The organism is Pseudolactococcus insecticola, from assembly GCF_011170065.1.
Lineage (GTDB): Bacteria > Bacillota > Bacilli > Lactobacillales > Streptococcaceae > Pseudolactococcus > Pseudolactococcus insecticola.
This window is the reverse complement of sequence record NZ_BLLH01000016.1, coordinates 1-13169: the sequence shown is the minus strand read 5'-3', so window position 1 is coordinate 13169 and position 13169 is coordinate 1. Positions and strand designations below refer to the sequence as shown.

Annotated in this window: 18 protein-coding genes and 4 tRNA genes; 21 read left to right on the top strand and 1 reads right to left on the bottom strand. The window is 33.0% G+C overall.

The window, feature by feature from the left end; genetic code table 11:
- Positions 1-175: 175 nt before the first annotated feature.
- From Hs20B_RS09475 to Hs20B_RS09405, 16 genes are all read left to right on the top strand, one after another.
- The gene (locus tag Hs20B_RS09475) at positions 176-790 is read left to right on the top strand and encodes a Fic family protein (protein ID WP_172357926.1); all 615 of its coding nucleotides are present in this window, start codon (positions 176-178) and stop codon (positions 788-790) included.
- A 47-nt stretch (positions 791-837) separates the two neighbouring features.
- Positions 838-1623, top strand: coding sequence for a Fic family protein (locus Hs20B_RS09470; RefSeq protein ID WP_172357924.1), 786 nt, complete (start codon positions 838-840; stop codon positions 1621-1623).
- A 104-nt stretch (positions 1624-1727) separates the two neighbouring features.
- On the top strand, positions 1728-2864 hold the full coding sequence (locus tag Hs20B_RS09465) for a hypothetical protein (protein WP_172357922.1): 1137 nt from the start codon (positions 1728-1730) through the stop codon (positions 2862-2864).
- Positions 2861-3301, top strand: a complete 441-nt coding sequence (locus Hs20B_RS09460; RefSeq protein ID WP_172357920.1) for a hypothetical protein — start codon at positions 2861-2863, stop codon at positions 3299-3301. The genes Hs20B_RS09465 and Hs20B_RS09460 overlap by 4 nt, the downstream gene beginning before the upstream one ends.
- Positions 3302-3382: 81 nt before the next feature.
- Complete coding sequence (locus Hs20B_RS09455; RefSeq protein ID WP_172357918.1) at positions 3383-3553, top strand: hypothetical protein; 171 nt, start codon at positions 3383-3385, stop codon at positions 3551-3553.
- Positions 3550-4533, top strand: a complete 984-nt coding sequence (locus tag Hs20B_RS09450; RefSeq protein ID WP_172357916.1) for an MBL fold metallo-hydrolase — start codon at positions 3550-3552, stop codon at positions 4531-4533. Before Hs20B_RS09455 ends, Hs20B_RS09450 begins: the two co-directional genes overlap by 4 nt.
- A 9-nt stretch (positions 4534-4542) precedes the next feature.
- Complete coding sequence (locus Hs20B_RS09445) at positions 4543-4983, top strand: dUTP diphosphatase (protein ID WP_172357914.1); 441 nt, start codon at positions 4543-4545, stop codon at positions 4981-4983.
- 23 nt (positions 4984-5006) lie between these two features.
- Entirely contained in the window at positions 5007-5135 is a 129-nt protein-coding gene (locus Hs20B_RS09825) for a hypothetical protein (RefSeq protein WP_267130156.1), read from the top strand.
- A gap of 58 nt (positions 5136-5193) precedes the next feature.
- Positions 5194-5293: transfer RNA gene (locus Hs20B_RS09440), tRNA-OTHER, on the top strand.
- A gap of 94 nt (positions 5294-5387) precedes the next feature.
- Positions 5388-6557: a hypothetical protein gene (locus tag Hs20B_RS09435; protein WP_172357912.1), complete on the top strand. Its 1170-nt coding sequence runs from the start codon at positions 5388-5390 to the stop codon at positions 6555-6557.
- Positions 6558-6568: 11 nt separating this feature from the next.
- Positions 6569-6892: a hypothetical protein gene (locus tag Hs20B_RS09430; protein ID WP_172357910.1), complete on the top strand. Its 324-nt coding sequence runs from the start codon at positions 6569-6571 to the stop codon at positions 6890-6892.
- Between the two features lie 55 nt (positions 6893-6947).
- Positions 6948-7574, top strand: a complete 627-nt coding sequence (locus tag Hs20B_RS09425) for a hypothetical protein (RefSeq protein WP_172357908.1) — start codon at positions 6948-6950, stop codon at positions 7572-7574.
- A gap of 11 nt (positions 7575-7585) precedes the next feature.
- Positions 7586-7658: transfer RNA gene (locus tag Hs20B_RS09420), tRNA-Asn, on the top strand.
- Between the two features lie 17 nt (positions 7659-7675).
- Positions 7676-7748: transfer RNA gene (locus tag Hs20B_RS09415), tRNA-Thr, on the top strand.
- Positions 7749-7761: 13 nt separating this feature from the next.
- Positions 7762-7836 (top strand) — tRNA-Ile (locus tag Hs20B_RS09410).
- Between the two features lie 1368 nt (positions 7837-9204).
- Positions 9205-9882, top strand: coding sequence for a hypothetical protein (locus Hs20B_RS09405; protein WP_172357906.1), 678 nt, complete (start codon positions 9205-9207; stop codon positions 9880-9882).
- A 187-nt stretch (positions 9883-10069) separates the two neighbouring features.
- On the opposite strand, the gene Hs20B_RS09400 is transcribed toward Hs20B_RS09405, so the two are convergent.
- Entirely contained in the window at positions 10070-10180 is a 111-nt protein-coding gene (locus Hs20B_RS09400; RefSeq protein WP_172357904.1) for a type I toxin-antitoxin system Fst family toxin, read from the bottom strand.
- 266 nt (positions 10181-10446) lie between these two features.
- Here Hs20B_RS09400 and Hs20B_RS09395 point away from each other — a divergent pair, with 266 nt between their 5' ends.
- The 5 genes from Hs20B_RS09395 (at position 10447) to Hs20B_RS09375 (ending at position 13081) form a co-directional block, all read left to right on the top strand.
- Entirely contained in the window at positions 10447-11172 is a 726-nt protein-coding gene (locus Hs20B_RS09395) for a hypothetical protein (protein ID WP_172357902.1), read from the top strand.
- A 25-nt stretch (positions 11173-11197) separates the two neighbouring features.
- Entirely contained in the window at positions 11198-11584 is a 387-nt protein-coding gene (locus Hs20B_RS09390; protein ID WP_172357900.1) for a hypothetical protein, read from the top strand.
- 28 nt (positions 11585-11612) lie between these two features.
- Complete coding sequence (locus tag Hs20B_RS09385; RefSeq protein ID WP_172357898.1) at positions 11613-11792, top strand: hypothetical protein; 180 nt, start codon at positions 11613-11615, stop codon at positions 11790-11792.
- A 194-nt stretch (positions 11793-11986) separates the two neighbouring features.
- The gene (locus Hs20B_RS09380; RefSeq protein ID WP_172357896.1) at positions 11987-12283 is read left to right on the top strand and encodes a hypothetical protein; all 297 of its coding nucleotides are present in this window, start codon (positions 11987-11989) and stop codon (positions 12281-12283) included.
- A gap of 36 nt (positions 12284-12319) precedes the next feature.
- Positions 12320-13081, top strand: a complete 762-nt coding sequence (locus Hs20B_RS09375; RefSeq protein ID WP_172357894.1) for a hypothetical protein — start codon at positions 12320-12322, stop codon at positions 13079-13081.
- Positions 13082-13169 lie beyond the last annotated feature (88 nt).

The following is a 13169-nucleotide window of genomic DNA, read 5'->3' as shown; positions in this document are numbered from 1 at the left end:
AGTCGTGGTTATTTAGGAAAAATTCGAGTGACAACGTAATCAAGATATTTTTGATTACGAAGTAATCTTGATGCTCCGACTTCAAACGTTAATAACCGCTAGGTTTAGTTAAGTCGGTGTAGTTCACGGCAATACGTTGACACTGAGCGACACAATTTCTATCCTGGTTGATGAGATGACACCTGGTAAATCAAAAAGCCTTCGTGAGATGTATGAAGTTGCTAACCACCGTGAAGCGCTCGCTGATCTTATCAGCTTTGTTGCTACAAAAAATCCACTTGATTCACGATTCATCAAGCTACTTCATGCCGATTTATTAGACCATATCAGAGAAGATAAAGGCGCTTTCAAAACGCAACAAAATGCAATTTTAGGTGCAACTATTGATGTTGCAAAACCTAGTGAAGTTCCTTTTTTGATTGACCAATGGTTGGAAAATTATAACTGGCAACTGAAGTCAATCGAAGATGACTTTATTTTTGAGGCAATTGCACGCAGTCACATAGAATTTGAAAAAATTCATCCATTTTCGGACGGTAATGGTCGAGTGGGTCGGATGTTGATTGACTATGGCACTTTGAAACAATTCGGCACACTTGCAGTTATCACAATTGAGCAGCGAAATGAGTATATTGGCTATTTGCAAGATAATAACATTGATGGTTTAGCGAGTTTACTTGAAAAGTCAGTAGCTTATGAGCTTAATCGTGAGCAAGCGTTTGTTGCTACCGAAGGGGCAGAACTTTCGCATAAAGAAGATAAAAAAAAAGGACCAACAAGGGGTAGATAACGATGATAAGGTGGTAGTTATCAACTAGATACGAGAGGAACTTCACTATGGATAGTAACGAAAAATTAGCGCAATTCATCGTCTCTCTTGGTGGACTAAATGAATACAAGAGTTCAGTGGCTCAAACGAAGAAGGCGCTAGAAGTTGAATCAACGCAGCCACTTATTCAAAACAATAATGACGCCGCAATCTTTCAGGATGCAGTAAAAGGAATCAATGCGATTAAGCAGGTCGGTTTTTCTGTTGATGGTATTATTGCGGTTAATAAGCAGTTTGATACACCAAATGAAGAGCAACCAACGCTGCCAGGGCATTTGAGGAATGCTTATTACAATGAAGATGACCGAATAGCAGTTGTAACAACAACAGGTAGTAATCAAGGGTATTTTCCATCCGAAATCATCACTCGTCAAGATTTGCAGGACATTGTAAGTGAGTTTGAAAATAGCGATCAATCAGAAAAAGATGCTTGGCGATTGTTTGCGAAACTGTCGAAATTACAGCCGTTTCAAGATGGAAATAAGCGAACAGCTTTAATTGCCGCAAATGCTGCAATGGGAAGGTTAGAAAGTCAAGAATATCTATTCATACCAATCAATGCGATTGACAAGCTTAACTTCACGGCTGCTCTCATGAGCTTCTATGTTGCCAGCTCTTCCGAAGAAGAAGAAAAATTTTTGAGTCGAATGCTTGAAGTTGTGCCCAGCGCAAGAGAAGTGGCTCATTTTGTGCATCAAACCGAAAATCCGACGAAAGATATTAAGAATATCAAGACTTACAAAATCAAAACTGAAATTCGAGAAAAAAATAAAAATAATACAAATCAACTGTGAAATATTCATAGTACAAAACAATTCCAACGTTTTCAACGTTGGTTTTTTTTCTTAGAAAAAATGAAAAACAGTTTTGGAAAATTGTTCATAGAAAAGAGAGAAAAATGACTAAAGATGAAAAAAAGAAACTAATGCAAGAAGCTTGGAATAACCTTGAATTGCCAGAATTACCCAACACTCAGGCGTTTCCAGACATTGTTTGGATTTCCCGTTTGATAAATGACGATACAGCGTGGGATAATGAGCTTTTTGAAGCCTACGTCAAAGACCCAGAAAATAAAGTCTTGCCTGCAGGCGTCACGTTTGATGAGTTCACTCAGTACTTATTTGATACAGATCAGTCTTTTGTCACAGAACCATCAGATGAGAAAGCAATCGCAACGAGGTTAGAAGCAGAGAACTATTACATTGAGACCTCTTTTCTTTATCATAAATATGGTATGGATAATAAGATAAGTCAACTTGAAAATTATAGAATGAAAGGTTTCACTTTTTCTATTTCCAATGATGGCAGAAAAGATGGCTATATTGCTGGCGAGGTTGCAGGTAAGAAATTACTTGATATTGAGTATTACCGAGCACAACCTTTTGGTGTTGATCTGAAAAAATTATCAAGTACTGAATTATCAGCACTGATGAAAAACCTGCTAGTTCAGGCAAATGATACTGTAACTGCATTAAATGAAATGAATAAAGATGACCCCGATTACGTTTACTTTGAAAATGATTTTGAGAATGAGAAAGATACGTATAAAGAATTGCGTGAAATGATCCTAGATAAAAATCTAGCCTTTCATGTCCATACTGGAGTTGAGGATTTATATGATACTATAACTAGCAAATATGGGGAATTTGCAAAAAAAAATATTGATGATTATTTCGCAATGCAGCGAGACGTGACAGGAGATGCACTTTTACATGCTGTAGAAGAATTTGCGAAAGGGACAACTTATGAAACAAACTGGACAGCAAATGAAAATTCGAAAGGAAATACACCTTCTGAAGCATATTTTCTGCTAGATGATTTTGGACTAACAGAGTCGTCTATCGTCACTGTTAAAGTTCTTAATAACATTTCTTCCAAAAGAGCTTTCTACGATGAAAATGATGAATACATCACTTTGAAGACTTTGCTTGAAAAAGCAGGGTTTTATGGCTATGATGCACTCGTTGAAAAAACGGAAGAAGATTGGAATGAAGAATGGTCAAAAATGGTTGATAATAACGAGGTAAAAGAATGACTGATGAATTCATCCTTGAAGACGATTTTCAAGAAACCAACAAAAATAACCTATTGGAAAAAACATATGCTAAACTAAAAAATCTTGAAAAAAAGATTGACAAAAATACTCAAGAAATCATTAAACAATATAATAATGGAAATAATCTACAAACAATAACTGATGAATATTTGATAGAAAGATACTATAATGTTAATTCAGAAAATGATTATCTACTCGAAGTCTACGATAATAATTCTGGAAAATGTTTTTATTACACTTTAGGCAAAGGGATTGTACAAGGGACGGTTGCTTTAAGACATATCCTAAGTGACTATTTTTCAGAGCTATTTGACGTTAAAACTATAACACAAATTTGTGAAGATCTAGCTAAAAATAAAACTTGGCAGTTGTCAGTAGAACACCTAAGTTTTCAAGTAGTAACTACTGAAAATTAACAGCTAAAAGTAGCTATGAAATGACGGTTTCATTTGATAAAATTAAATCTAAAAAACTAAACTGAAAGAAAAAGTCTAACCATGTCTAATTCACTAAAAAAGCCAAGCAAGTCTATGACATTCGAAGAAGCACGCGCAATTGCTAAAGAAACAAATCTACCAATTGTAGAAAAACTCATTGACTATCTTTTGGACGAGCTTGAAAAAAATTATTGCAAAAAAACAAATGAAAAGGAAATAACTACTAAATGACAATCAAATACGCATTTAAATATTTTGAAAAGCAAAATACGTTAATAAACCTTTCAGAATATGGTATCAGTGAAGATGTCAGTTATTATATAGAATTACTATCAAGCAGTTCTAAAGGAAACTCAGTTTTCATTAAACCTTTAAAGTTATTGATCGACTTAGGACTACCACTTGCAAGATATACAGAAATTGACCCCGATTATTTTCTTAAAGTAAAATACATTGTTATCACGCACATTCACGGGGATCATCTAAATGGTACTACCTTAAAAAAAGTCTTGAAGTCATATCCGCATATAAAAATTTTCTTAACAGAATTTTCTTTAAACTATATTAAGGCAAATCCCGAAAAATCAAACATTAAAGGTCTTTATAGCCATATTTTAGATTATGCTTTTGAAAACCCAAATAACATCATTCTAATAAATACTTCAGATATGCCTATTTCAGGATACACTAATGAAGAAGACGGAATAAAGATTTTGTTTTATAATGTATCTCACGGAGATCTTATAAATATTGCCCTAGAGTTTGCTGTCCAAACGCCAACGGGAATGAAAAAATTCTTATATGCAACTGACTTAGATACTATTGACTCCCAGTATTATCTTGAAAATGATATTACTAAGCACACAGATATTTATCAGAACGGCAAAAAGCAACAAATCTATGGATTACCTCTTGAAAAAATCACTTTTGATAATGTTGATAATAAATACGATTTCATTCTATTGGAAGCAAACTATAACGCAAAGCTATTAAATCAGTTAATAGAAGGTGTTAAATTTGACCTACAAAAAGTTGTTATTCTGCCAGAAGAAAAAAAAGAACTCACTAATAGATTAACGAGAATGGAATCAAATAAGCGACATATTTCTGAAGAACAATCAATTCAATACGTAAAAGCAAATATAAAAAATGGTGGTATATTCATTCCATTACACGCAAGTTCTGAGTTTGGAACGTATCATCAAAGGTAGAAAGAAAAAATGCAAATCAAAATCAAATACAAAAACAGCGCTACAGCAAAACTAAAAGAAATCGAGCAAGGCGATTGGATTGACCTTGCAATTGACGAAGATATTCAAGCAACTGCACAATCAAAGGTATCTGTAGATTTAGGAATTGCCATGCAACTGCCTAAAGGGTATGAAGCACATATTGTACCACGCAGCTCGACCTATAACAAGTATGGCTTGATTCTAGGAAACTCAACAGGAATCATTGATAATTCCTATAACGGTCCCGAAGATTACTGGGGTGCGAAATTCTTTGCGACAGAATCAGTAGAGATTCCTAAAGGGACACGCCTATTGCAATTCAGATTGGTCAAAACTCAAAAAAGCGAACTAAAAGAAAATATTCACTTCGTTGAAAATAATTTAGAAGAAAATACAAATAGAGGTGGATTTGGCAGCACTGGAAATTAACTAGAAAGGAAAAATTATCAAAAATGAACAAATGGATCATATTCGTTGATACACATACAGTCATAGAAGCGGAAACAAAAATAGCCGCAATTAACAAAGCACTTGACCAAGGATATAATATTAGCGAAATCACTCTACTAGAAGTCAATTAAGCAAAAAACTAAAATACACATCCAAAAAATTAGTCAGTAGTGGCAGTAGTGTCATTACGCAACCTTAGCTTAATGGCAAAGCATTATCTCTTTTTCCCAAGTGTAAGAATCAAACCCTCTTTTTGTGAATGATGCAGGTTCGATTCCCGCGGGTTGTATTTAGCAAAAAAATCGTGTGAAATAATTCCAACGCTTTCAGCGTTGGTTTTGTTCATTTAGAAAAAAATCACCAAAAGAAAGGATCTAAAAATATTGACTGAAAACAAAAATGAAACAACTCAAAATAATATTTTTGAGATACAACTTAAAAATGCAACTGAACCAGTCTTAATCAAAGATAGCATTATTAAGCAACTAGAAGCAACTAAAAATATTGTCAACGAAGGACTACAACAGATTGCTACTGTAAAAAACCTTATCAATCAAAATGATGAAAACTCTTTTGATAAAATCGAAGAAATTCTTGAAAGTGATTCATACCAATTACTAAAAGAGAATATTCAAAAAGCCAAAAAGGTTAAAAAGATAGTAGATACTGCAAGAAAAGACTCAAAACGATTCTTAAAGGATTACATTAAGTCGTTTGATGATTACTTAGAATTACGCTTAAACGAATATGGCGTAGATAAATTACAGTTGCTTAGTAATGAAGATTCATCATTAAAAGCAGAAGTCTTACAAAAACGTAAAGATATGCGCGTGACTGCTTTAAATAAGTTTTTTGAATTAACAATTGCAAACTATGCCTATCAGCAAAAACTACCAAAACCAACTTTACAAATTTACCTTAACAAATATCCCAAATTCATCTCTGGTAGTAAAACTTACAGTGAAAATAAAGCTAAAGATGAATTAACAGGATTCATTACAGGATCCCTTAAAGTACAACAATATATACTAGAAACGTTATCTGAAAAAGGGATTTTAGAATCTACTGCATATAATATCTGGAAAAACTATCTTCAAGAGTTACCAGAAGATGCTATTTTAGTTAATCAAATTGAAAATGCAAAAGTAGAATATCAAAATGCTATCAAGCAAGAAGAAATTCGACTAGCAAATGAAAAGCAACGCCTTAATGATATAGCAATCCAACAAGCTAAACAAAAAGAAGTCCTTAAAGCTCAACAACTTAAACAAGCCCAACAGCAACAAGTCCTTCAACAACAAGCTAATCAGATTGGTATTCAGTTACAAAGTGACAGCAACGACGTTTTAAGCTTAACATTAAATGAGCTACAATCAATTGGTCAACAGTTTAACTTACAAATGCTACTTGCAATTAAAACTGAAGATACAGCAATCAATCAATTAGATGCAACTCATTTTGCAGTCAAACGTCTACTAAATGTTCCTGAAAGTGATATGAAAAATAAAACTTTGCAGTTATTAATCAAGTATTACACTGCATTGGTTCTATAGAAAAGAGAAAAATGATAACAAAAAATCAAATTGACTTCGAAAAAAAGCTTATCGCATATATTGCAAAAAAAATACCGATCGAATCAAAAACAGTGGTTGTAAAGCAAGGAGAGTGGCGCCATGTCGTTGTTAAGTACAAGTTAGAAAAAGGTTACCAATTGTCCCTTGCCATAGTCAATGGTGTAGCGGAATTAGCAATAACTGATCCTAGCGAAGAGTTCTACACAGAACTAGAACTTAACGGGCCACATGATGACGGCATTTATGAAATTTTTGATTTTCAAGACGTTGATAGAGTCATTAATGCTTATTTTGATTATTTTCAAAAAAAATAAAAAAAAAGGTTAGAAGTGTATTCAAAAATTAATCGCAAAATAGTATCATAATAATATGAAAAATAATAAAAAAAGATACAAAATGTCAAAGATTTATCTTAATATAATTAAACGCTGGTTGCTCAATATTTTTGCAATAATTGGTGCTACGCTTTTAATAGTATTAATAGCAATGATAGTATATCCTTCAATGAAATCAAAATATGATACAATTGGCGGACTTATTATATTATTTGGATCAATTTCCTTTTCTATTCTCGTCTTATTGATAGTTTGTGCTTATGATATTATCTTCACAACAAATAAGCACTACTATTTAACAGGAAAAGACTTAATAGAAAAAAATGAATACAAAAAGACAAACATTCATCTTAAACTAATTAAACGCTGGCTACTCAGCTGTCTTGCAATAATTGGTGCTATGCTTTTAATAGTATTAATAACAATGACAGTAGTTTCTTATACAATAGCCGTACCTTCTTTTATGAAAGAGGGATATAACATAAGTAATATACTTAATATTATATTTGGATCAATTTTCTTTTATATCATATTCTTATTCATAGTATATGCTTATGATATTATCTTTAACACAAATAATCACTACTATTTAACTGGAAAAGACTTAATAGAAAAAGAAAAACAAACATTGCAACCCTATGAAAAAGAAGAAAATCAATAGTACTTCTTTAATGACACATAGCTCAGTTGGTAGAGCGCTTGACTGTTAATCAAGATGTCGCAGGTTCGAGCCCTGCTGTGTCAGTTACTACAAAATGTATAGCCTGTTTAGCTCAGTTGGCAGAGCATCTGATTTGTAATCAGAAGGTCAAGTGTTCGATTCACTTAACAGGCATTCGTTTTAACTTTGACCTTTAGCTTAGTTGGTCTAAAGCATTCGGCTCATAACCGAAAAACCGTTGGTTCAAATCCAACAAGGTCAATAACATAATAATATTATCGCAGGTGGGTGGCATGGTGTCACTTTTGGTTCATATCCAAAACAAGAATGGTTCGATTCCATTACCTGTAATATCCTGATAAATGAAAATATCAGGATACAGAGCAGAAATGTTTGCTCTATGACGTATCTATGAGCGTAGTGGTTCGATATGTTAGACATAGACTAACAGATAGTCATAAGAAACTATCTGTTCTCCTTGCAAATTAATCTATGGTAGATAACTTTCAAAAAATTTTCTCAGTTATATGTAATAGTTGTTCATTCATCTAATAACGTTATGGATATATCCTTAGATATATCGGAACCTTCTGATTGGTACTGTCCAATCAAAGCTACAGTTGACAATACCAACGCAACAATGACAAGGATGAACAGACCTCCCAATTTGTGTTGTTGTTTCCCTTCAGTTTTGCGACGTTTCCAGAACGTATATAGGATATAGGAGAGCGACCAAACAAACACGACAATTGCTGCGAGAGCTTTTCCCGTTGACTCAATTGCCCTGGCATTTCACTTCTGAAAGTTTAGTAAGTTCGATTCTTACAATTTGCATTCACCAAAAATAAAAAAGAAACTTTTTATTACCCTTTAGGTTCTCTTTGTGGCAATGTCTTGGTGGAAGCATTGTCATATTAGCCAGTAATCAGCTTAGTTAAACCCTACCTCCTTTCTAATGGTATGAAAAATTAACTTAAGTGGGATTCAGTTGGTTCATGCCCAACAGCTGGCATTGTCCAAATATCCATTATCACTTTCACAGTGGATTGTTAACGATAATGGACATTTAGACAGTTAAATCTAAAATATAGTGAGTGATATTTTAGATATAAACTAACAGATAGTCATAAGAAACTATCTGTTCTCCTTGCAAATTAATCTATGGTAGATAACTTTCAAACTATTTTCCTTAAAATTCCAAAATTCAAAAATGATAAAAATTCACACGAAAGTTTAGTAAGTTCGATTCTTACAATTTGCATTCACCAAAAAATAATTAGATAAAATTATTTCGATATACATTAATCCTAAAATAAGCGGTAATTTGGTGATGCTACCGCTTAGCAGAAAACAGAAATGTTATCTGTAAACGAAACATTATTATAGGCGAGCGAAAAACCCCTCATTTCAATGGGGGGATGTAAGCATGCACTAGACTGATATTCATGCGTGATCTCGTACTATCGTACTTGTACGGTGGTGATGTGTGTAAGAAAGCTAAAGTTCGCTACTTTGGTTCAGTCCTTGCAAGCGAGTAACCTAAAAACAGGTAGATTATCTGAGTAAGAAGAAAAATCTGGATAATGTTTCGTTTAGAGATAACATCAAAAAAGAAAGAGGAATCGCACCCATGGTAAAATCAATTCAAAAACAAATGGAAGAACTCAAAGAGAATTATCGGAAACAACAAACAGAAAAAGTAGTAGATGAATCGCTGAATGAAATGAAAACTGAAGAAATAATAACAAAAGATGAAATCGAAGACACCCCTTCTAAAAATGAATCTAAAAAATCTAAACGAAAAGAAGTTAAAGAAATATCAGAAGATGAATTAGAAGTTAAGTCTGTAGAAGAGGTAGAAGAACAACAAGAAGAAGAAATTATTCCTGAAAATAAACCAGCTGTGAAAATTAATACAACAAGTCTAACTGCCACTACCAATCAAGAATATCTTAAAAAAATTATTGATAAGCAAGCCACTTTTGAGGGAATTAACGAGGAAATTCGAATTATCTCTGAAAAAAATAGTGAATACATCAATGAATTAGCTACTGAACAAACAAATTACGAAAAGCAACTCGCTATTGCAAGTGAAACTATTCCACAAGATTTCAAAGATTTGTTCAAACTCAGCGGGGGCACAAACACCCATCCTGGTTTAAAGCTTATCAAACTAGCTGAACGTACAAACATCAACGAACTACAACTTTTCAAGATTAAAATTGAACGTCTCAACATCGAAATCGAAAAAAACAACATTCAATTAGAACTAAAAGTAGAAGAACTACAAAAAGTTTTCATGAAGTGAAAATGAATCGTGAACTCGCAATTCGCCGAAAAAATTTGGAAAAAAATTGGAAAAATGCTATAATGAATTTAGCGAAACGTAATTAATTTTAACTCGTAACACAAAGACCCCAGAGACGGCGAATCTCTAGGGCCTTTTTTTGCACTAGTTGCGATGACTAGCGTGTGGCTTTTTTTGAGGGCACGCCTTAATCATTATCTTTCTTGTCAAGCCAACAAGATACTAGCATTGAGACAAGCTCAATGACAAGACCGACCAAAATCGGGATAACAATTAACGTAATTAATTTCTCTAACACTCGTAACACCTCCCTCTACGTTGTAACGTAAAAGGTAGCGAGCCCAAGGAATATTATAACACAGAAAAAAGGTTTTTTTCTGTAATTGAGAAATCAAAAAAACAATATTCAGTTAGAACTACAAAAAGTTTTCATGAGCTAAAAATCAATGCAGAATTAATTTAACCGTCTTTCAGACGGTTTTTTTTTTTTTTGAAAGCTTTCGAAAATATATTTTTAATTTATATTTTTGCTAGAAAAAAATTTAAGATAACAGGAGAAAATCAATGAAAGAAATACTTTTTGAATTTGATGAAGAAGAACATATCAGAAACGAACGCATGTTTGATTATGAACAACTTATTTATGAAGGTGAGCTTGATAAAAGTGTCTCTTTTGAAGAATGGTTCAAGGAAAATGATAACTTTGAGTACGATTTTAGCTGGATTGTTGAATCTTTTAATGAAGCGCTTATTGCAAACTACGGTGCTGGTTCATTGATTATGGTAGACAACCATATCTTTGAAGTCAGTAATAATCATGATACACGTGATTTAATATATAACCTCAATTTTGATCAAACACAAGGTTATCAATACACAAGCGATTTCACCTTGTATGCTGATGCCGTGACACTTCTTGTTCACGAAAACAAGAATGACGTTAATAATGATGGTCTTTACGAAAAGCTGTATAATATTGCGCTAGAATCCGTATCCAATTCAGGTGAAGATTTAGATTATATTGACAGGTTTGGTTTTGACTTTTCAACGGCTTCTGACTTTTTCTATCTCTCTAACAGCGAGTTTTTCAAAAATTACTACGAAGAATACGGATATGAAGCCAATGTTGACGAGTCAAAATACGACTTAGCAACTCGCATTGCAGCGTCAATCCAAGCTGAATATGCGTTAGAAGGCGACTTTGAGCGGACTAAAAAGTTATTTAACTTTGATGTTGACAGTTTTAATAACAGCTACGAAAAGTTTCTGGCTGTTAAAAAAATGATCTAATATTAGAAAACAAAAGGAGACACAAATGTTGTATGTGCAGCCCAACAAATTCAAGAAAAGAACAAGAAAAGAATTAAAAAAATATTATTCTATTGACGAAATGCCAGTAGAAATAGTGGATGAGGTTATGGCAGCTTATGAATTCACCGACCTATTTGACTTTGAGCAATATGTTGAAGAAGGACTAATTGTTTTTGAAAATTGCAAGGAATTCGTTGAAGACCTGTTCGAAAAAGAGGATCTTCCGCTCCCTAATTATCAATACTGGAATTTTGATTGGACAGAGGCGTTTGACTACGATAAGTTCGCGCATCTTGCTTCAAAACCAAGAAACATTGAAATTTCAAGAAGTGGCAGAGTTTTAGTAATGTTGGCTTTTGCTGGTCCTAAAGCAATAAATTCCCGTTTTTAAGTTAAAAAATAGAAAAGAGAAAAACAAAATGATTGAACAGAAATATAACGAACAAGCCAAATGTCCTGCTTGCGGGTCAGAAAACGTAGAATACGGTTCGATTGAATTTAACGGCGAAGGTGCCACGTATGAAGTCTCTTGCGAAGATTGCAACATTAACTTCATGGAATGGTACGATCTCGTATTCGCAGGAAACGAAATTGATTAAAACAAGTTTGCCCAACTTGCTTCGAAACCCAACACCATTGAGATTTCAAGTAGTGGCAGAGTTTTTTTGGTGGCTACTATGACGTGGAGTGTGATGAATGTGATGGTGAATTTAGTGAATACTATGAATTTGTATTCGTAGAAAGTGAAATTACTGATTAGAGCTTTTCACGTCAGAAAAAAGAAGAGGAATAAATGGAAATCAATACACTTAAACTAGAAAAACAAATTACGTTCTTACAAGAACACTATAAGAAATATCCTAAAAGTTGGTATATGCAGAACACAAAACGTACATACGCAATATACCAAAAAGAATATCACAAATACATGCAAGAAAAACAAGATGCCATTCTTAAAGAACAAGGTACAATTAACAATCAAAAAATTAAATCAGCAAACGTTGTCTCACAAACAATTTTCAAGAAGGATCTCAATCAATTGACTGCAACTGAACGCAAAGAACTTATTTTCAGTGGAAAAATTTACTAAGAATCTTTTTGGCCAATAATAGAAAGAAGAATTTTGATGAATGAAACCATAACGGAAACAGAATCAACCGAAAACATTCAAGTAATTGATAAAGGTAGCACCACATATTATTTTTTTGACGTTTTTCTTTCAGAAAAAAAATATAAAGAATTTATTGAAGTTGATAAAAAGACAAAAGAAAATTTGCAGTTACTTGTACGAGATGAACAAACTAACAAAAACATTTTTCAGATGAAAGGTAAAGAAACAGTTTTAGGAAGTATCTTTGAACTAAAAATTAAAGAAATAACTGATGAATTTTATCGAAAAAATATTTTTAAAAGTAATAATGAAAAACATGCTGAAAGAATGACTGACAATATTGCCACGATTAAATACAAAGAAAACAGACATATTGAAGGTGTACCTTTTGTTAATGAAGTAGTTACGTCAAAAGAAATTGACAACAATTTGCTCTATGATATGTATGTAGCAGATCAGCTATTGAAACTATCAAATACAGGGCAAACCATAAAAGTATGGCTTGATGATATTTCTATTGATATTGGCAATGAACACTCTTATCAAGATGTATTCGAGAAAATTATTAAAAACAACAATCTTGAATCATTAACGACATATCGTGAAATCTATAGGAATGAATTTAAAGATACAATTGAAAAATTTAGAACTAATGAAAAAGAAAAACAAGATGAAATTGAAAACAAATCCCTTACAGAACAAGCACAAGAAATTTTCAGTGAAAAACCTACTAACAAAATTGAACCTACATTGACTGCAATCCCCTTTCCTCTATAGGGAGGGGTCAAAAGTCAACCAAACCTGAGCGTAAGCTCAGCTCTTCTTTTGATGTTTAAAATTTGCACCATTCAGTATTGTAGTGTAT

Bases quoted from the DNA above. Each gene is read 5' to 3' on its own strand.
- Hs20B_RS09475 (WP_172357926.1), top strand. From the start codon at position 176: ATGACACCTGGTAAATCAAAAAGCCTTCGTGAGATGTATGAAGTTGCT.
- Hs20B_RS09470 (WP_172357924.1), top strand. From the start codon at position 838: ATGGATAGTAACGAAAAATTAGCGCAATTCATCGTCTCTCTTGGTGGA.
- Hs20B_RS09465 (WP_172357922.1), top strand. From the start codon at position 1,728: ATGACTAAAGATGAAAAAAAGAAACTAATGCAAGAAGCTTGGAATAAC.
- Hs20B_RS09460 (WP_172357920.1), top strand. From the start codon at position 2,861: ATGACTGATGAATTCATCCTTGAAGACGATTTTCAAGAAACCAACAAA.
- Hs20B_RS09455 (WP_172357918.1), top strand. From the start codon at position 3,383: ATGTCTAATTCACTAAAAAAGCCAAGCAAGTCTATGACATTCGAAGAA.
- Hs20B_RS09450 (WP_172357916.1), top strand. From the start codon at position 3,550: ATGACAATCAAATACGCATTTAAATATTTTGAAAAGCAAAATACGTTA.
- Hs20B_RS09445 (WP_172357914.1), top strand. From the start codon at position 4,543: ATGCAAATCAAAATCAAATACAAAAACAGCGCTACAGCAAAACTAAAA.
- Hs20B_RS09825 (WP_267130156.1), top strand. From the start codon at position 5,007: ATGAACAAATGGATCATATTCGTTGATACACATACAGTCATAGAAGCG.
- Hs20B_RS09430 (WP_172357910.1), top strand. From the start codon at position 6,569: ATGATAACAAAAAATCAAATTGACTTCGAAAAAAAGCTTATCGCATAT.
- Hs20B_RS09425 (WP_172357908.1), top strand. From the start codon at position 6,948: ATGAAAAATAATAAAAAAAGATACAAAATGTCAAAGATTTATCTTAAT.
- Hs20B_RS09405 (WP_172357906.1), top strand. From the start codon at position 9,205: ATGGTAAAATCAATTCAAAAACAAATGGAAGAACTCAAAGAGAATTAT.
- Hs20B_RS09395 (WP_172357902.1), top strand. From the start codon at position 10,447: ATGAAAGAAATACTTTTTGAATTTGATGAAGAAGAACATATCAGAAAC.
- Hs20B_RS09390 (WP_172357900.1), top strand. From the start codon at position 11,198: ATGTTGTATGTGCAGCCCAACAAATTCAAGAAAAGAACAAGAAAAGAA.
- Hs20B_RS09385 (WP_172357898.1), top strand. From the start codon at position 11,613: ATGATTGAACAGAAATATAACGAACAAGCCAAATGTCCTGCTTGCGGG.
- Hs20B_RS09380 (WP_172357896.1), top strand. From the start codon at position 11,987: ATGGAAATCAATACACTTAAACTAGAAAAACAAATTACGTTCTTACAA.
- Hs20B_RS09375 (WP_172357894.1), top strand. From the start codon at position 12,320: ATGAATGAAACCATAACGGAAACAGAATCAACCGAAAACATTCAAGTA.